The organism is Arthrobacter sp. D1-29 (assembly GCF_054130585.1).
The window spans coordinates 3,561,495-3,580,393 of the sequence record NZ_CP096383.1 but is presented as its reverse complement, the minus strand read 5'-3'; the positions used below and the strand labels follow the sequence as shown (position 1 = coordinate 3,580,393).

9 protein-coding genes and 2 tRNA genes are annotated in these 18,899 nt (G+C 64.5%); 9 read left to right on the top strand and 2 right to left on the bottom strand.

Annotated elements, in window-relative coordinates:
• Positions 1 to 166 precede the first annotated feature (166 nt).
• The gene (locus M1E17_RS16060; protein WP_457967794.1) at positions 167 to 3,475 is read left to right on the top strand and encodes an ATP-dependent helicase; all 3,309 of its coding nucleotides are present in this window, start codon (positions 167 to 169) and stop codon (positions 3,473 to 3,475) included.
• A complete protein-coding gene (locus tag M1E17_RS16055; RefSeq protein ID WP_457962960.1) occupies positions 3,472 to 6,996 on the top strand; it encodes an ATP-dependent helicase in 3,525 nt (1,174 codons plus the stop codon). Before M1E17_RS16060 ends, M1E17_RS16055 begins: the two co-directional genes overlap by 4 nt.
• On the opposite strand, the gene M1E17_RS16050 is transcribed toward M1E17_RS16055, so the two are convergent.
• The gene (locus M1E17_RS16050; protein ID WP_457962959.1) at positions 6,974 to 8,326 is read right to left on the bottom strand and encodes a phosphotransferase; all 1,353 of its coding nucleotides are present in this window, start codon (positions 8,324 to 8,326) and stop codon (positions 6,974 to 6,976) included. The two genes, M1E17_RS16055 and M1E17_RS16050, sit on opposite strands and share 23 nt — an antisense overlap.
• A gap of 148 nt (positions 8,327 to 8,474) precedes the next feature.
• Here M1E17_RS16050 and nudC point away from each other — a divergent pair, with 148 nt between their 5' ends.
• From nudC to M1E17_RS16035, 3 genes are all read left to right on the top strand, one after another.
• Positions 8,475 to 9,497, top strand: a complete 1,023-nt coding sequence (gene nudC, locus M1E17_RS16045; protein WP_457962958.1) for an NAD(+) diphosphatase — start codon at positions 8,475 to 8,477, stop codon at positions 9,495 to 9,497.
• A 76-nt stretch (positions 9,498 to 9,573) separates the two neighbouring features.
• Complete coding sequence (locus M1E17_RS16040; protein WP_457962957.1) at positions 9,574 to 11,709, top strand: ATP-dependent DNA helicase UvrD2; 2,136 nt, start codon at positions 9,574 to 9,576, stop codon at positions 11,707 to 11,709.
• On the top strand, positions 11,706 to 12,311 hold the full coding sequence (locus M1E17_RS16035; protein WP_457962956.1) for a M48 metallopeptidase family protein: 606 nt from the start codon (positions 11,706 to 11,708) through the stop codon (positions 12,309 to 12,311). The genes M1E17_RS16040 and M1E17_RS16035 overlap by 4 nt, the downstream gene beginning before the upstream one ends.
• 65 nt (positions 12,312 to 12,376) lie before the next feature.
• Here M1E17_RS16035 and M1E17_RS16030 read toward each other — a convergent pair whose 3' ends face one another.
• Positions 12,377 to 13,840 carry a zinc-dependent metalloprotease gene (locus M1E17_RS16030; RefSeq protein WP_457962955.1) on the bottom strand — a complete coding sequence of 488 codons (1,464 nt, stop codon included), beginning with the start codon at positions 13,838 to 13,840 and terminating at the stop codon, positions 12,377 to 12,379.
• Between the two features lie 309 nt (positions 13,841 to 14,149).
• On the opposite strand from M1E17_RS16030, the gene M1E17_RS16025 reads away from it, so the two are divergent.
• From M1E17_RS16025 to M1E17_RS16010, 4 genes are all read left to right on the top strand, one after another.
• Positions 14,150 to 15,178, top strand: a complete 1,029-nt coding sequence (locus tag M1E17_RS16025) for a YlbL family protein (protein WP_457967792.1) — start codon at positions 14,150 to 14,152, stop codon at positions 15,176 to 15,178.
• A 136-nt stretch (positions 15,179 to 15,314) separates the two neighbouring features.
• Complete coding sequence (locus tag M1E17_RS16020; protein ID WP_457962954.1) at positions 15,315 to 18,329, top strand: UPF0182 family membrane protein; 3,015 nt, start codon at positions 15,315 to 15,317, stop codon at positions 18,327 to 18,329.
• Between the two features lie 189 nt (positions 18,330 to 18,518).
• Positions 18,519 to 18,592, top strand: a tRNA-Met gene (locus M1E17_RS16015).
• A 157-nt stretch (positions 18,593 to 18,749) separates the two neighbouring features.
• Positions 18,750 to 18,826 (top strand) — tRNA-Met (locus M1E17_RS16010).
• Positions 18,827 to 18,899: the final 73 nt, after the last annotated feature.

Here is an 18,899-nt window from a genome sequence, read left to right as displayed (position 1 = left end):
CTCCCTTGATTCAAACGCTAAATCAAGCGCTGATTCAAGCGCTGATTCGGACGCTGTATCAGACGCTGTTGTTGAGTCTGACACCGCCTCTGCCGGCGTCGCCGCCGGAGGCTTCCATACTGACACTGAGGCAGGTGGTTCCGCCGCAAGGCGCCCAGGGACAGGGCTGCGGCTCCTTCCGCCACGCAAGATCCACGCGGACGTACCGGTGCTGTCACCGGACCAGCGGGACGCCGTCGAGGTCCCACACGGTTCGGGACCCATCCTGGTGCCTGGGGCCCCCGGGACCGGAAAATCGACTGTCCTGATTGAAGCTGCGGTGCGCAGGGCCCGCCACGATGGCGTGGATCCGGAACGGATCCTGATCCTCGCCCCTGGCCGGCTGGCGGCGGATTCGCTCCGTGACCGGTTCACGGCACGGCTGGACAGAAGCCTGAGTACAACGCCCGCGCGGACGTGGGCATCCTACGCCTTTGACCTGATTCGCCGTGCGAAGGCGGAAGGAGTCCTGCCACTTCCGCGCCCGCCCCGTCTCCTCTCCGGCCCCGAACAGGATCTCATCATCAAGGAATTGTTGGAGGGCCACGCCATGCCGGGACTGGAGTTGCCCTGGCCCGCGGACCTTGAAGCGGCCCTCGAAACCCGCGGATTCCGCCACGAAGTGCGGCAACTCTTTGACCGCATTATCGAATCAGGCAGGACTGCGGAGGATCTGGAGGACCTCGGAAGGCAGTGCGGCCGGCCGGACTGGGTGGCTGCAGCGTCGTTGTACGCCGAGTACAGGGACGTCCTTGACCTTCGCATGCCTGAAGCCTTCGACCCAGCCGGAATCATTACCGCCGCGCGGCAGATCTTCGAGGATTCGCCCGGATTCCTGGCCGCCGAGCGGGAGCGCCTGCAACTGATCCTGGTAGACGACATCCAGGAAGCAAACCCGGCAATATTTGAACTCCTCGCCGACATTGCCGCGGGGAAGGACTGTTACGTGGCGTCCTCGCCGGACACCGTGGTGCAGGGATTCCGGGGGGCCCGTCCAGATCTTGTCGCGGAGCTCCCGCGGCTCCTGTCCGGCGGCGAAGGTGTGCTGGAGCGGCCGTTGTGGCACAGCCACCGGCATGCGCCCGCCATTGCCAAGGCGTGGCTTGGCGTGGCCGGCCGGATCTCGCAACGGGCCGGAGGCCGGCTGGCCCGGCGGCTCGAGCAGCCTGAATCCGGCCGCACCGAGGGCCATGCCTCTGCGGCAAGTCACCAGAAGCTGACCGACGGCGCGGTGGAGGCCCACCTTGTCCCTTCGGCCGTCCATGAGCTGAGATACGTAGTCCAGCGCATCCTGGACCAGCACATCCGCCATCACCGGGACCTCGGCGACATCGCCGTTATCGTTCGTAACGGCGGGCAGCTGAGTGAGCTCCAGCGCTATTTGTCGGGCCAGGGAATCCCGGTGCGGGTGCCGGTAGCTGAATCCGCCGTACGCGATGAAGTGGCTGTGCGGCCGCTGCTGGATGCTTATGCGATCGCCCTGGATCCAACGCTGCTAACGCCCGAGGCCGCCGTTTCACTGCTTACCTCCCGGATCGGCGGAGCCACGTCCCTGGAACTGCGCAGGCTAAGACAGGCCCTCCGGCGCGAAGAACTGCTGGGCGGCGGCGGGCGGACCAGCGACGCCCTCCTCGTCGAAGCACTTTTGGAGCCGGGTGCCCTGGCCACCCTCGGCATGGAAGGCCGGGCTGCCCGGCGGACTGCACGCATGATCCAGGCTGGCCGGGCCGCCATGTCAGAAGCCGGAGCCAATGCCGAAACAGTCCTGTGGGCGCTCTGGCATTCCACCGGCCTGGCAAACGCCTGGACAGAAACCGCTTTGGCGGGCGGCAACCACGGGGCCAGGGCTGACCGCGACCTTGATGCCATGATGGCACTGTTCCACACCGCGGAACGCTACGTGGACCAAATGCCGGGTGCGGGGCCGGAACAGTTCCTTGAATACCTGCTGAACCAGGAACTGCCCATGGATACGCTTGCCGCCAGGGCACAGCTGGACGACGCCGTCGAACTGATGACACCGGCAAGCGCCGCCGGACGGGAGTGGCCCGTTGTCATTGTGGCGGGGCTGCAGGAAGGGGTCTGGCCCAATACACGGCTCCGGGGTGAACTGCTGGGCAGCACCCTGTATGCCGACGCCGTGGAGCACGGCGTTGGTTATGCGCTGCAGTTGGACCCGCTGAGCCGGCTGCGGGAGATCCGCTACGACGAACTGCGCAGTTTCTCCACAGCCGTCTCCCGGGCACGCGAACTCCTGATCTGCACCGCGGTGTCCTCCGAGGATGATCAGCCCTCTTCTTTTCTCGATTACGTGGCGCCGCTGGGGCCCGGGGAAGAAGGACGGGGCTTTACCCCGGTGGAGCGGCCGCTGACACTTCGCGCCCTGGTGGCCGAGCTTCGGCAGTACGCCCAACTGGGCGGAAAATATGCGCCGGAAGCAGCTGAGGCCACCAGGGTGCTGGCCGGACTCGCCGCGGCGGAACCTCCAGTTCCGGGTGCCCACCCGGACAGCTGGTGGGGACTGGCGCCCCTGACCACCGAGGCGGCGGTGGTGCCTCCCGGGGGGACTGTGTACGTTTCGCCCTCCAAGGTGGAATCAGTGCATAAATCGCCCCTGGACTGGTTCGTCCAGGCGGCAGGAGGCGAGGCCGCCACTGACTTTGCCCGCAGCCTCGGGACCCTGGTCCATGCCATCGCCCAGGACCTGCCGGATGCTTCCGGTTCCGAGTACGTCGCCGAACTGGTCCGCCGGTGGCCGGCACTGGGTATGAAGGACACCTGGGAAAGTAAACTCGATTTCCGCCGCGCCGAGACCATGGTCCGTAAGCTGGCCCAATACATTCTGGTGATGAGGAGCGAGGGCCGAAGCCTGCTTGGAGTGGAGCAGGACTTTGACGTTGAACTCCCTGACGTGGCGGTAGACGGTTTCACTTCGGAACCGGAAGCTGGAGACCCTGGCCTGCTGCCAGACCCGGATGGTTGCCCAGGCAACTCCCGTTCCGCTGTCCTGCGTGGCCAGGTGGACCGGCTTGAGATCGACGCTGAAGGCAGGCTGGTCATCGTGGACCTTAAAACTGGCAAACGCCAGCCGGGCAAGACTGATCTGGCCCGGCACCCGCAGCTTGGCGCTTACCAGGCGGCTGTCCTCGCTGGAGGATTCAAGGATGCAGCAGGCAGGCCACTGGCTGCCAGTCCCGGCGGTGCCGTGTTGGCACAGCTCGGCACCGGTACAAAGAGTCCCGGGGTTCAGCAACAGGAACCCCTGGACCCCCGGGAAAACTGGGCGCTGGAGATGGTCACCGACGCTGCCGCCATTATGGCAGGCAGCAACTTCGAGGCCCGGCACGATCCCTCCAAGGGAAGCCATGGCGGCCACGGCTGCCGGCTGCCGGAAGTTTGTCCGTTGTGTGTCCGGGGAAAACAGGTGACCGAATGAGCAGCCTGCCCCAGGGTGGCCCTCCCCGTTTCAGCCCGGAGGAACTGGCGGGGATGCTGGGGGAAAAGAACACGCCCACGCCCGAACAGTCCGCCATAATTTCCTCACCGCTGGCCCCGAGGCTCGTAATAGCAGGTGCCGGTTCCGGCAAGACCGCCACGATGGCCGACCGTGTGGTGTGGCTGGTCGCCAACGGGTGGGTCAGGCCCGAGGAAGTCCTTGGCGTCACGTTCACCAGGAAGGCTGCCGGTGAGCTTGCCACCCGGATCAGGGCCAAACTGGCGGCACTGCAGCGCATTGCGGCGCAGGACACCGGGAACCAGGTATTCCCGCCAGGACTGCTGAGCACCGACGCGTTGGAGCCGAAAGTCTCCACGTACCATTCGTTCGCCAGCGGAATTGTGTCTGACTACGGGCTGCGGCTCGGAGTGGAACGCGATGTTGTGCTTCTGGGCGGAGCACAGACGTGGCAGCTGGCCACCGAGGTCGTTGAGGCCTTCGACGGCGAATACGGCCATTTCAATGCCGCAAAGTCCACGCTGGTGAAGGCGGTCATCCAGCTGGCGGGGGAATGCGCCGAACACCTTCAGGAGCCGGCCGATGTGGAGGCGTGGCTGATGGCCAGGCTCGCGGAATACGAGGGCCTGCCGTATGTGGCGGGGGTGAAGAAGAACCGTTCGCAGGCTGCGGCGGATCTTGCGGCCATGCTGCGGACCAGGGCAAGTGTCGCTGAGATGGTCAGCCGTTATTCCGCTGCGAAGCGCTCCCGGGGATCCCTTGATTTCGGTGACCTCGTCGCCTTGGCCGCCAGGGTGGCAAGGCAGGTTCCGCTGGCTGCCGAGATGGAACGGCAGCGCTACAAGGTTATTCTCCTGGATGAGTTCCAGGACACCTCCTATGCCCAGCTGGTCCTGTTTTCGAGGCTCTTTGGCGGCGGCCACGCGGTCACCGCGGTGGGCGATCCAAACCAGTCCATCTATGGCTTCCGCGGTGCTTCCGCGGGGCAGCTGTTCCACTTTGTCCGCGAGTTCCCTGTCCACCTGCCCGGTCCGGACGGGCAAGGGAAATTTGTACCGGCACCAACGTCCTATCTGACCACGGCATGGCGCAACGGCCGTTCTATCCTGGCTGCGGCCAATGTCATGTCCGAGGCACTGGGCAGGGAAGCGGGGGCAAAAGTACCGGCCGGTTCCGGCGCCGGCAACCATGCCGCTGCCAACGTTCCGCCCCTGCAGCCCAGCCCGTTCGCGGTGGAAGGACGCGTGGTGCTCGGCCGTTTCGGGACGGATGTGGAGGAAGCATCGGCACTGGCCCACGATGTCCTGCAGTATCGCGTCACCGACTTCGAGCACCAGGCCGACGGCACTCCCGTGCCTCCTGCCCTGGCCGTCCTGTGCCGGCGCCGTGCCCAGATGGAGCCCATCCGGAAGGAGTTTGAGGCCCGGGGGATCGCCTACGAGATCATCGGCCTGGGCGGCTTGCTGGACACTCCCGAAATCGTTGACCTGGTTGCCACGCTGCGGGTCCTGGCAGATCCCGGTCGTTCGGATGCGCTGATGCGCCTCCTCGCCGGAGCGCGCTGGCGGATTGGTCCTGCCGACCTTATGGCCTTCCGCGACTGGTCCAGCCAGCTGGCATGCAGGCGGGCGCAGGGCGTCGGCGGGGACGGCCCGCCCGAAGGCGACACGGCAGCATCCGAAGAAGCCGTGATTGAAAGCGACCTGACCGACGCCGCCAGCCTCGTGGAAGCCCTGGACTGGCTGCCCCGCGAGGACTGGACGTCCTCCCATGGCACGTCCCTGACAGGGGAGGCACGGCACCGGCTGGGCCGCCTTTCCCTCGAGCTGAGGCAGCTGCGGGGTTACCTCGGGGACGACCTGACCACGCTGCTGGGTGAAGTGGAACGTGCCATGCTGCTGGACATTGAGGTCGCGGCCCGTCCGGGGATCAGCATCCACCAGGCCCGCAGAAACCTGGACGCTTTCCAGGATGCGGCAGCGGGCTTCCTCCGGACGTCCCAACGCGTGGACATCCTGGCGTTCCTCTCCTGGCTTGAGGCAGCGGCCGCGGAGGAGAATGGCCTGGACGTGCCTGCCTCGGAAGTAAACCGCGAAGCTGTGCAGCTCCTGACTGTCCACGCCTCGAAGGGGCTGGAGTGGGACGTGGTCTTTGTGCCCGGTTTGAACGCCGGCGCATTTCCCAGCAACCGGGATTCCCGGTGGAGCAGCGGATCAGCGGCGCTGCCTTGGCCGTTGCGGGGGGACAGGGAAGACCTGCCGCAATGGGATACTGACCAGCCGGATCAGAAAGGCTGGCTGGACGCGGAGAAGGACTTCAAGTCAGAGGTACTGTGCCATGGCGAGGGTGAGGAACGCCGCCTCGCCTATGTCGCTTATACGCGGGCCAAACATGTGCTGTGGGTTTCAAGTGCAGCCTGGGTCGGCTCCAGGGCGGGACGGGCAGAGATGTCACCGTTCCTCGCCGAGCTGGAGCCGCTCCTCAGCCGGCAGCAGGAGGGGACAGGCGACAGCCCCGCCATGGTTCATCCCGCTTCCGTTGCTGAGGACTCCCTGCCGGAAAAGAGCCCGCTCACCTTGGAAACAGAAGCCGCGCGGTGGCCCTACGATCCCCTCGAAGGCCCCGTGGATGCCAGAACGGGGGAACGGCTGCGGCTTCTTCCCGGCCGCAGGGCAGCCATGGAAACTGCGGCGTCACAGATCATTGCCCTCTTGGCAGATGATTCCGGCGATGCAACGCAGGGATTGAATGCGGCTGCCGGCAGATTTGGCGGCGACGGACAGCGGCGCGGTGCCGACTCACAGCGCCTCCGGGCGAACGCCGCCAACTGGGCCTCCGAGGCGGCCCTGTTGCTGGAACGGCGCTCCAGGCGCTCCGGCGGCCAGGACGTGCACCTCCCCGGCCATATTTCGGCGTCGACCCTTGTGGATCTGGGGGAGGACCCCCTGGCTGTCCTGGGTCGGCTCCGGAGGCCGGTCCCTCGCGAGCCCGGCATGTCAGCCCGGAAGGGAACTGCCTTCCATTCCTGGGTGGAGGAGTACTTCGGCGCCGCCGGCATGCTGGATTTCGGCGACACGTCTGGGGCGGATGACCACATCGATGCCGCCTACGACCTCGATGCCATGGTGGCTACCTTCAAGGCATCCGAGTGGGCCAACCGCTCGCCCGCTTTCGTTGAAGTTCCCGTGGAGACCCGGGTGGGTGAAGTCGTGGTGCGCGGCCGCATCGACGCCGTGTTCCGTGACGCGGACGGCCGCTGGGACCTGGTGGATTGGAAAACGGGACGCCGGCCGGCGGCTTCCCACCTCAAGGCCAAATCGGTGCAGTTGGCCGTCTACCGGTTGGCCTGGGCACGGCTGAAAGGAGTCCCGGTCGAGGACGTCCGGGCGGCGTTCTTTTATGTGGCTGACAACCAGGTGGTGCGTCCCCACGACCTCGGTTCCGCGGTGGAACTGGAGCAGATAGTGGCTGGCGCCCTGGTCAGTCCTTCTGCCCGGCAATGATAGTGATGGCGGCGGTGGAGGTGTCGTCCGCTGAGGGAGACTTGGAGCCGGAGACTTCAGCCGCGGTAGCTTCCTGACCGTGTCCTTCCGCTGGCGAAGCATGCTGGTGCGCCGGAATAGGCGCCACCTGGACCGCGGGCAGGGCAGGCGCGGGCATCACCAGAGGGGGAGGCAGCGTTTCGGGCCCCACGGGCAGCGGCACAACCGTCACCGCCGGGGTCCGCGAAGACACAGCGGGGGTATCTTCCGCCTGCCGGGTTGCCGGACTTGACTGTCCGGTGCCGGCTGCTCCGGCACTGCCATGCGAGCCGGCATTTGCCTGCTGGCCACCATTCGCTTCCGCTCCAGCCTTGGGCGGCGCGTCGGCGCCCGTTTCAGGCGGCGAGGGAAGTGGTTCCACGCTGATGGCCTGCCCGCCATGCTCGGCGATGTCGCCTGCGAGGGTTTCCAGCATGCCTTCCGCCTCGGACACCATGGCCGGATCCCCGGCGGCGATGCCCTTGACCAGGTATTGCGCCAGCGCGAACTCGGCGGAAAGCGCGGCCCTCCGGAGCAGGTGTTTGTCCGGCACGTCCCTGCGGCTGCCGGTGTAGCTGGTGAGCACGCTGTCCACAAAGGCCTGCTCGTTGGAGGCCACCAGCCATGCGAAGTCATCGGCGGGATCGCCAATTCTCAGGTCCGTCCATCCGGTGACTGCTGTGACGCGGTCGCCTTCGACCAGCAGGTTGTCCTCATGCAGGTCTCCGTGGACCACGCAGGGGTTGAACCGCCAGAGGGAAACATCCTCCAGGGCGTGTTCCCACCGCAGGAGGAGTGAGGGGGGAATCTTTCCTGTCGTGGCAGCCTGATCCAGCTCGTTCAGCCTCCGTTGACGGAATTCATTGGGGGTGTAGCTGGGGAGGTCGGCATTGCTGACCAGGGCGTGAGGGAGGTCATGGATCGCTGCAAGGGCCACGCCTATTTCCTTGGCAAGGGAGTCCGTCCCGGCGGTGAGTTCTTCCACACTCCGGTTGCTTCCGGCGAGATGTGAGTAGACGAAGGTACTGAGGCTTCCAACCCGGACGCTGCCGGCCACTGTGGGCATCAGGAAGGGCAGTTCGGCGCGGATCCCGGGCGCAAAGGCACGGAGAACCAGGAACTCCGTTTCCAGCCTCGCGCTGGCCTCGGCGTGCTGCGGGGACCGTACCCTCCAACGCTTGCCTTCGGAGTCCAGGAGCAGCGCGGAGTCGAAATCCGCAGGATCGTCCGGAGCAGCACTAACGGCGGTCGGGGTCAGCCCGGGGACTGCCGCGGTTGCCACGGCTGCCAGTTCGATCGGTTTTCTTCTCACACTTCCACGGTAGATTGACTGGCGTCCAAGACAACGATGTGCAGCGGCGAGTCTCTAGATAGCTTGGAACTTCGCGTCGCATGCAGGCTTCGTTCCTGGCCGCCTCACTGAAATGTCAATTGTCCGTCCCAGTCAGTACGGTGGACTCATGAGTCATGCGGAGTCCGTTACGCCGGCCTACCAGACGCAGGCCCCCCGGCTGCCGGCGAACCATCTTTTCGATACCGTGCTTCCCATCCGGCCGGCAATGGTTGACCGCGGCTCCGCAGAGCGGATCAGGCCCGGGATGGTGGAAGAACTGCTGGAACGCGAGGGCACTTTGGCGGCAGTACTGACAGGCAGGCAGGCGCTGGTGCAAGGGGACCGGCTGGTCCTGACCGAAGCCGCCACGGTGCTGGCCGGACTGCGTGGGCTGGGATCCGTGCCCGTCCAGATCATTTACCTTGGAGCTGCCCTTCCAGGCTCGGACCTGCCGGCCGGCACCGAACTTCTCCTCTTTGTCCTGCCCGCGCCCGTTGAGGCGGGAACCGGCGGTATTCCGGCGGACGCGTTCTGGGCAGGTTTCCGCGATGTTGCCGGGCAGTTGGGCCCCACTGACACCGCATTGTTTGTTGAGGCGAGCGCCATAGCCAACTGGCATTCCAGCCATACGCACTGCCCCCGCTGCGGGGCGCCCACCGTGGTCGAGGCCGCAGGCTGGGTCCGCCGCTGCCCCGAGGACGGCTCAGAGCACTACCCGCGCACCGATCCTGCAATTATCGTCACCGTGGTGGGGCCGGACGGCCGGCTGCTGCTCGGTGGTGGGGGACCAGCCGACGCCAGGAACTATTCCACGCTCGCCGGATTCGTGGAACCCGGCGAGTCCCTTGAGCAGGCCGTGGTCCGCGAAATATACGAGGAAGTGGGTGTCCAGATCACCGGCTGCCAGTACCTGGGTTCTCAGTCGTGGCCGTTCCCGGCCTCCCTTATGCTTGGATTTACCGCCATCACCCCGGATACCGAGGCAACGCCCGACGGCGTCGAGGTCACCCGTGCGCGCTGGTTCAGCAGGGAGGAACTCCAGCAGGCAGTGCTCGACGGCGACATCACCATCTCGAGCAGGCTTTCGATCGCCCGCTCGCTGATCGAGCACTGGTATGGCGGGCGCATCGCGGACCGCACGGACGCGTAAGCAGCAGAACCCAACATTGGGCCCACCCATTAACCAGACTCCACTAGTGGCAAGTCGAGACAACAAAGCAGCAGAAGTGACAACAGAGAATGTAGACAGCCCAGAATCCCTTGAAGAACGGATCCTCGGTGGCCTGGACGCCGAACAGCGGGAAGTCGCCAGTACGCTGAACGGTCCGCTATGTGTCCTGGCCGGGGCAGGCACAGGGAAAACCCGAGCCATCACCCACCGCATCGCTTATGGCGTCCACTCCGGCGTATACAGTGCCCAGCGGCTCCTCGCCGTCACGTTCACGGCGCGGGCAGCCGCGGAAATGCGCAGCAGGCTGCGGGACCTGGGAGTCGGAAACGTCCAGGCCAGGACGTTTCACGCAGCAGCCCTCAGGCAGCTCCAGTTTTTCTGGCCGCAGGCGGTGGGGGGCACTTTGCCCAACCTCCTGGACCACAAAGCCCAGATGATCGCCGAGGCAGCGCGGCGTCTGAGGCTCAGCACAGACCGTGCCTCCATCAGGGACCTGGCATCCGAGATCGAGTGGGCGAAGGTTTCCATGTTGACTCCTGCCAACTACCTCGAAAATGCCCAGGGGAGGGGAACGCCGGGAGGATTCGACCTCACCGCCGTCGCCCGGGTTTTCCAGTCATACGAGGATGTCAAAACGGACCGCAACGTCATTGACTTCGAGGACGTGCTGCTGATCACCGTCGGAATCCTCCAGGAGGACCAGAAAGTCGCGGCCACGGTCCGTGAACAGTACCGGCATTTTGTGGTGGACGAGTACCAGGACGTCTCGCCGCTGCAGCAGCGCCTCCTGGAGCTGTGGCTGGGGGGCCGGGACGAGCTGTGCGTCGTGGGCGACGCGAGCCAGACCATCTACTCATTCACCGGTGCCTCACCCCAGCACCTGCTGGGGTTCAAGGCCCGGTATCCCGAGGCCAATGTGGTTAAGCTGATCCGCGACTACCGCTCCACGCCCCAGGTGGTGAAGCTGGCGAATGATCTCCTTGCCGGACGGCGCAGTGGCGGAACGGTAGCTGATGCGGCATGGGCTGCACCCCTGCAGCTGGTGGCCCAGCGCCCGGCCGGACCCGTTCCGCAGTTTACCGAGTGCACCGACGATGAGGCGGAAGCAGCTACGGTGGCGCTCAAAATCCAGAAACTGCTCGACGCCGGCACGCCGGCAAGCCAGGTGGCTATCCTCTTCCGCACGAACGGACAGTCCGAAGCCTATGAGCAGGCGCTCGCGGCGGCGGGGATCGGATACCAGCTTCGGGGTGGCGAAAGATTTTTCGCCCGCAAGGAGGTCAGGGATGCCATCCTGCAGCTCCGGGCCGCCACCAGGGCGGTTTCCGAATCAGCGACGCCGGAACCTCTCGGTCAGCTGGTCCGCGATATCGTCGCATCCCTGGGCTACACCCACTCCGCGCCACATAACGGCGGAGCACTCCGGGAGCGCTGGGAATCCCTGGCCGCACTCGTGGCCCTGGCCGACGAACTGGTCCAGGTCCGTGGCGAGCAGTTCGGTCTCGCGGACTTCGTCAACGAACTCCAGGAACGCTCACTGGCCCAGCATGCTCCCACCGTCCAGGGCGTCACGCTGGCTTCGCTGCACGCCGCCAAGGGCCTTGAGTGGGACGCAGTTTTCCTGGTGGGCCTCAGCGAAGGCCTGATGCCCATTTCCTTTGCGGACACCCCTGAAGCTGTGGACGAGGAACGCCGCCTCCTCTACGTCGGAATCACCCGCGCCCGGGAGCACCTTTCACTGTCCTGGTCCACCGCCCGCACCCCGGGTGGCCGTGCCAACAGGAAACCCTCGAGGTTCCTGGACGGACTCAGGCCTGATTCGGTAGCCAGTTCCACCACCCGCGGAAAAGGTCCGGCGGCCCGACGGAAAGCCGCCGCGCCGGCCGTGTGCCGCGTCTGTGGAAGCATGCTCTCAAGCGGTGCCGAGCGAAAAGTGGGGCGCTGCAACGATTGCCCTCCCAGCTATGAGGAACAGACGTTCGAGGCCCTGCGGCAATGGCGCAAGGAAGTTGCGCTTTCCGCCGAAGTGCCTGCCTTTGTGGTCTTCACTGACGCCACACTCACTGCCATCGCAGAAGCCAAGCCGGCCTCGCTTGAGGAACTGGCCGCCCTCGCCGGGGTGGGGCCCTCTAAGTTGGAACGCTATGGTGAGGACGTCCTCCGCGTGCTTGTAGAGAGTTCCGTCCTGTGACGCAACGGAGTGAGCTGGCCACCCGGGCGCCCAGGCTGACGGCGGACGGGGCTCCTGTTGAGGTGCGGCGTTCTGCCCGCCGGACAAGGACAGTGGCGGCTTTTTGGGAGAACGGAACGGCGGTGGTGGCCATCCCTGCCCGGTTCACAGCCGCCCAGGAATCCGAATGGGTGCACCGCATGCTGGAAAAGCTGCACCGGCAAGGAGAAAGGCGCACCCGCAAGGGAAAGAGGCAATCCGCTACAGACGCGGCTTTGGCTGCACACGCCGCGGACCTTTCCGCACAGTACTTCGGCGGCCGTGCCGTTCCGACGTCGGTCCGCTGGGTCAGCAACCAGAACTCGCGCTGGGGTTCGGCCACACCTTCAGAGGGCAGCATCCGGCTCTCGGACAAGCTCAAGGCCATGCCCCAGTGGGTCGTTGACTACGTGCTTCTGCACGAGCTTGCCCACCTGCTGGTGGCCGGCCACAATGCGGCCTTTTGGAAGCTGTTGGAGGGCTACCCGGAGACGGAACGGGCCAAGGCCTTCCTGGAGGGAGTCTCATTTGCCACGTCCCGCGGCCTGGCACCAGATGCGGTTCCCGCTGCGGACGCGGACTAGGCGTGTTGTCCCTGCAGCCTTCCCCCTTGCATCTGGTTTCCCTTGCGCCTGGTTTCCCTTTGCACCTACTTCCCGGGCTGGCCGCCTTCGCCTGAACCCTCGCCCGAATCGTCGGGTTTGTCGGGATCTTTCCCGGCCTCTTCCTCCACCGCGGATGTTCCCGCCGCGTCGGGATCCGGAGCCGCATCGAAACCGCCGTTCAGAAGCTTCTGGAGCGCATCATCAACCTCGCTGTCGCTGGCCTCGGCCAGCTTGCGGCGGCCGCCGAACCCCTTGGGGTCATCCAGATCCTCGGCGGTGGGCAGCAGGTCGGGGTGGTGCCAGATGGCGTCCCGGCCTTCGATGCCCCGCTCGTCCTTGAGGTTCGCCCAGAGGGTGGCGGCCTCCCGCAGCCGGCGGGGACGCAGCTCCAGCCCCACCAGCGAAGAGAAGGCGTGCTCGGCCGGACCTCCGGTGGCACGGCGCCTGCGGACGGTCTCGCGGAGGGCACCTGCCGACGGAAGAACGTTCTCGGTGGCCGCGGCGGTCAGTTCGTCCACCCATCCCTCAACCAAGGCGAGCGCAGTCTCCAGTTTTTCGAGGGCCTGGTCCTGGGCCGGCGTGCGCTGCGGCATGAAGACTCCCTGGGACAGGGCCTCCTGGATGCCTTCCGGGTTGCTGGGGTCAAGATCCCGGGCCAGCTCTTCAATTCTGGATGTATCGATGTGTATGCCGCGCGCGTAGGCCTCGATGGCACTCAGCAGGTGGCCACGAAGCCACGGAACCTGCACGAACAGCCGTGCATGAGCTGCCTCACGGACGGCGAGGAACAGGCGGATGTCATTCTCCGGCACGCTCAGGCCTTCACCGAATTTTGCGACGTTCGCAGGCAACAGGGCCATTTCCAGGTCTGCCAGCGGAACGCCGATGTCCGTGGAGCTGACCACCTCAGCCGACAGTGCGCCGATCGCCTGTCCAAGCTGCATCCCAAAGATCGCCCCGCCCATGTTCTGCAGCATCGAAGAGGCGCCGCCCATCATGGATTTCATTTCCTCGGGCATCTGCTCAGTCATGGCGGTGGAGAGCGCGTTGGCGATGCTGTTCGCCACCGGTTCGGTGAGCCGCTTCCAGGTGCCGAGTGTTGCCTCCACCCATTCCGCCCTGGACCAGGCGCGGCCGATCAGGCCGGTGGCCGGAAGATCTGTGACGGGATCGAGCCACAGCTCGGCCAGACGCAACGCCTCGTCTACTTCACGGGACTGCTGGGACGTCACGGACGGATCGGCGCTGCTGGCCGCAACCCTGCGCGCATTCTCGTGGGCGAGCTGCCAGTTCACGGGACCTTCAGACGGTGCGCTCATCATGGCCTGCACCTGGGAGAACATCTGGGCCAGGAGATTGGGGTCGTCCGGCAGTCCGGCTGCCTTCGCGAGCTCGGCGGGGTCGATGTTTTCCATGCCTTTGCCGCCCATCAGGTTCTGCAGCATTTCTGTCAACGGATCCTTTGGCGCATCGTCGCCATTGGACGGATTGAGTGGGTTGGAGGTCATGATCCCGCCGATCGTCGGTGTGACTGTTCAACTTCACGCTACCCCGGGCAGGGGCGGCTGTCTGCCGGACAGGGGCCCCGTTCGCTGTAGGCAAAGAGCCGGTGCAGGGTAGCACCGCGTAGTGTTGGTTCAGTGACTACAACCCGTGGCGAACACCCGTCAGAGGACCACGCTGCCCGCCCCCACCCCGGCACAGCGGCGGTATCCGGAGCGCCCGCCCCAGCCCAACCACACAGCTCATCCCCTGACATTGACCAGGAGTGGTGGGGGACGCCCGATCCAGAGCGGCGGGACAAGAAGGTCTCTGTGATGACCCTCTCTGGATTGCTGGCTCTGGGACTTGGAATCGCAGCTGGGACTGTCCCGGTGCCTTATGTTGTGGAGTCACCCGGCCCAACTTTCAACACGCTGGGCCAGGCGCAGGGGAGCCCTGTTATTAGCGTTTCGGGCCACGAAACCTATCCCGCCAGCGGGCACCTGGACCTGACTACTGTCTATGTCGACGGCGGGCCTAACGGCCCAGTCAGCATTCTGGGCGCCTTTGCCGGATGGCTTGACAGGACAAAGGCCGTATATCCCGAGGAACTGATCTATCCCAGCGGAACCAGCAAGGAAGAGGCTGACGAGCAAGGAGAGGTGGCCATGACCACCTCCCAGGAGAACGCCGTCGCTTCCGCCCTAAAGGAACTGGAGATCCCCTTCGGCCAGCAGCTCCAGTCCGCCGGCCTCTCAGACGGGTCACCTTCCGAGGGCAAAATCGAAGAGGGCGACCTCTTCAAGTCCATCAATGGCAAGCCGGTCACGTCCCTTGCCGTCATCCAGGAAGAGCTGGCGGCAGGCAAGGGAGCGCCCGCCACAGTTGTTGTGGAGCGTGCCGGCGGGGACGTGGCGCACACCATCACACCTGTGGACAACGGTGCGGGCCGGTACATTCTGGGAGTCATGCTCCAGTATCGGTTTACGTTCCCTTTTGACGTAAAGATTTCCCTCGACAAGGTGGTCGGTCCCAGTGCCGGACTGATGTTCTCACTCGGCATTATCGACACTGTGACGCCGGGAGACCTGACCGGAGGCAAACATATCGCCGGGACCGGCTCCATCACCCCGGACGGCGTGGTGGGACCAATCGGCGGCATCCGCCAAAAAATGGAGGGCGCACGGGCTGGGGGAGCCACTTTGTTCCTTGCCCCCGCCGCCAACTGTGGGGCGGTCGCAGGGAATATTCCGGACGGGCTGCAAGTGGTCAAGGTGGAGAATCTGGCAGAGGCGCGCCGCGCAGTCGAAACCGCCGCTTCCGGCCAGGACACGTCAGCCCTACCGACCTGCTCCAGCAACTAGACTAAGGCCAGGAACTAAGCGTTACTGCCACTCGTGGCAGATATGACGGACGTTGCCACAGGCTTGACTGGTGCCGGACGTCGCTCGCACGCATGCTTCGAATGTACATCTGACAACCAGCTATGAGGTACCGAGTTTGTCCCGTCCCACCAGCCCCATCCCTCCCGGCAGACCTTCCACCAGGCGCGGCGCCCTGACGCCCACACTGATAGTCGTTGCGCTTGTCGTGGTGGGGTTTATTTTCTTCGCCAACGTATGGACTGACGTCCTCTGGTACAGGCAACTCGGATTCTTCGAAGTGTTCCTGACCGAAAACCTGGCACGCATTGGGATCTTCGTGGCCGGCTTCACCATCATGTTCCTTGCCGTCTTTTTCGCCGTGCGGATCGCCTACCATGCCCGGCCCGTCTACGCGCCCGATTCAGAAATCCGCGACAACCTGAACAGGTATCAGGCGCAGCTTGAACCGGTTCGTCGGGTGGTTATGATTGGCCTGCCCCTGGTGTTCGGGCTGTTCGCCGGCAGTGCCGCCGCGAGCCAGTGGCAGCGCGTCATGCTGTTCTTTAACCAGGAGCAGTTTGGCCAGAATGATCCAGTCTTCGACCTGGACATCAGTTTTTACCTGATGACGCTTCCGTTCCTTGGGTTCATCACAGGTTTCCTGATCAGTGTGGTGGTGATCGCCGGCATCGCCGGGATCCTGACCCACTACCTGTACGGCAGCATCCGGCTCATGGAACGGGGCATCTTCACCAGCCGGGCGGCCCAGATCCACCTCGCAGTCACCGGCGCCGCTTTCCTTATCCTCCTGGGTGCCAACTTCTGGCTGGACAGGTTCTCATCCGTGCAGAACAACGGAGGCCGCTGGGCGGGTGCCCTCTACACGGATGTGAACGCGGTCATCCCCACCAAGGCCATTCTGGCTGTCGCGGCCGTGCTGGTGGCCATCCTGTTCATCGTCGCAGCGGTCATTGGCCGCTGGCGGCTGCCGGTCATTGGAACGGCAATGCTGATCATCACCTCCATCCTTGCCGGAGGTGTATATCCGTGGGTCATCCAGCAGTTCCAGGTGCGGCCTTCGGAGGAGACCCTGGAAAAGGAGTACATCAAGCGGAACATCGACATGACGCGTGCGGCCTACGGCTTGGACCAGATCCAGGTTGACCGGTATGACGCCACCAACACCGCCACCACTGGCGCCCTGGCCCCGGACGCGCAAACTACCGCCAATATCAGGCTGCTGGATCCAAACCTGATCTCCGACGCGTTCTCGCAGCTGGAGCAGTACCGCCCTTACTACCAGTTCCCGGAGGCGCTGAATGTAGATCGGTACGAGGTGGACGGCAAGGTCCAAGACACAGTCATCGCCGTTCGTGAGCTAAACCCCCAGAATGTGGCCACCAACCAACAAGGCTGGCTGAACCAGCATGTTGTGTACACACACGGCTATGGCGTTGTGGCGGCAAAAGGAAATAAGTTCACAGTCGACGGCAAGCCCGAGTTCCTGCAGTCGGGCATTCCGTCCACCGGCGTCCTTGGCGATGACTCCACGTATCAACCAAGGATTTACTTTGGCGAAACCTCCCCGGACTACTCCATCGTCGGCGCCCCGGATGGCGCTACCCCGCGTGAGCAGGACAGGCCGGCTGGCGAGGGAGAGACACAGTACACGTTTGAGGGCAACGGCGGGCCTAATGTGGGCAGCTTCTTCAACAAGGTCCTCTACTCCATCAAGTTCCAGTCCTCCGATCTGCTCTTGTCCGATGGCGTCAATGAAGAGTCGCAGATTCTCTATGACCGGGATCCGCGCGAGCGGGTCCGGAAGGCGGCCCCATATCTGACAGTGGATGGGAACGTCTATCCAGCCGTAGTGGATGGCCGGGTTAAGTGGATCGTGGACGGCTATACCACCAGCCAGTACTATCCGTACTCGCAGCAGGAACAGCTGTCCGAAGCCACCGCTGACTCCCAGACCACTGCCGGGCGTGCCGTTGCGCTGCCCAACAGTTCCGTCAACTACATCAGGAACTCCGTCAAGGCCACCGTTGACGCCTACGATGGATCGGTGTCCCTGTACGCGTGGGACGATCAGGATCCCGTGCTGAAGGCCTGGCAGAAGGTTTTTCCGACGTCACTGAAGCCGTACTCCGAGATGTCGGCCGACGTCATGAGCCACGTGCGTTACCCTGAGGACCTCTTCAAGGTCCAGCGTCAGCTTTTGGGCCGCTACCACGTGACTGATCCTGCCAGCTTCTACCAGACGAAGGACGCCTGGAGCGTCCCCAACGATCCAACCGTGGACACGGCAGGGGTCAAGCAACCGCCGTTCTACATGTCACTGCAGATGCCGGACCAGGAAGAACCGGCCTTCCAGTTGACCACCTCCTTCATTCCCGAGATCGTGAACGGCAACGCGCGCAACGTCCTGTACGGCTTCCTGGCGGCAGACTCAGATGCCGGCAACGAGAAGGGCGTGAAGGCGGAGACCTACGGCAAGTTGAGGCTCCTCCAGATTCCGCCCGAAATTCAGGTTCCCGGACCCGGGCAGGCACAGAACAAGTTCAACTCTGACCCCACGGTCTCACAGGCGCTGAACCTGCTGCGTCAGGGCGCCTCGGATGTGCTGAACGGCAACCTCCTCACCCTCCCGGTGGGCGGCGGCATCCTTTACGTCCAGCCCGTCTACCTCAAGTCCACGGGGGAGACGTCGTATCCCACCCTCCAGCGTGTGCTGGTGGCATTCGGTGACAAGGTTGGCTTCGCGCCCACCCTGGACGAAGCCCTCAAGCAGCTGTTCGGCGGGGATTCAGGGGCGGCAGCCGGTGATTCCGACAACAACGGCCAGGCCCCCGCTGATCCTGGTGGCACTCCACCTGTTGTAGGGGCGGACGCCAAGGCTGAGCTGAAGGCCGCACTGGACGAAGCGAACGCCGCAATCCAGGCCGGCCAGGCGGCACTCGCGGCGGGAGACTTCGCTGCCTATGGAGAACAGCAAAAGAAGATCGCGGCCGCGCTCCAGAGGGCCATGGAGGCCGAAGGAAGGATTGTGGTGACCGCTCCCGAGGCTGCCCCCTCGCCGGCGGCTGCCACTCCCACGGAAAGCCCCGATCCAACGGGCACGGCAACGCCGTCGCCTTCTCCAAGCAACTGACGCACCATCACAACATAGAAGCAGATCCAGCAGCCCGGCCGCGCTCCACAGAGAGCGTGGCCGGGCTGCTGCTTTAACAAGGAGTGGGACTTTACCCACGTCAAAGGCATAGGGCACCTCAACGGAGACGTAGATCACGCCCCCTCGATTTTGCCTCCCGTTCACCGGGCGGTAGAGTTGATCTTGCGACGCGGGGTGGAGCAGTTCGGTAGCTCGCTGGGCTCATAACCCAGAGGTCACAGGTTCAAATCCTGTCCCCGCAACTGATGAAAAGTCCGGATTCTGGAAACAGATCCGGACTTTTCTGTTTAACTGCACGGCATAATCGCACGGCCGTTCTGACCGTGTTATCTCCATTTGGCTGACGTTCTTGGGGCTGGATAAAGTGGCCGCAAAAGTAGGGTAGTGTTGATCAAGCGACGCGGGGTGGAGCAGTTCGGTAGCTCGCTGGGCTCATAACCCAGAGGTCACAGGTTCAAATCCTGTCCCCGCAACCATGTGAAAGGCCCCGACCGGCAGTTACGCCGGACGGGGCCTTCTTTTTGCTCGATTGCTGGCAGTTCCTAGTAT

Excerpts from the sequence above, each read along its gene's own strand:
- M1E17_RS16055 (WP_457962960.1), top strand. The coding sequence starts at position 3,472 with ATGAGCAGCCTGCCCCAGGGTGGCCCTCCCCGTTTCAGCCCGGAGGAA.
- nudC (WP_457962958.1), top strand. The coding sequence starts at position 8,475 with ATGAGTCATGCGGAGTCCGTTACGCCGGCCTACCAGACGCAGGCCCCC.
- M1E17_RS16030 (WP_457962955.1), bottom strand. The coding sequence starts at position 13,840 with ATGACCTCCAACCCACTCAATCCGTCCAATGGCGACGATGCGCCAAAG.
- M1E17_RS16025 (WP_457967792.1), top strand. The coding sequence starts at position 14,150 with ATGACCCTCTCTGGATTGCTGGCTCTGGGACTTGGAATCGCAGCTGGG.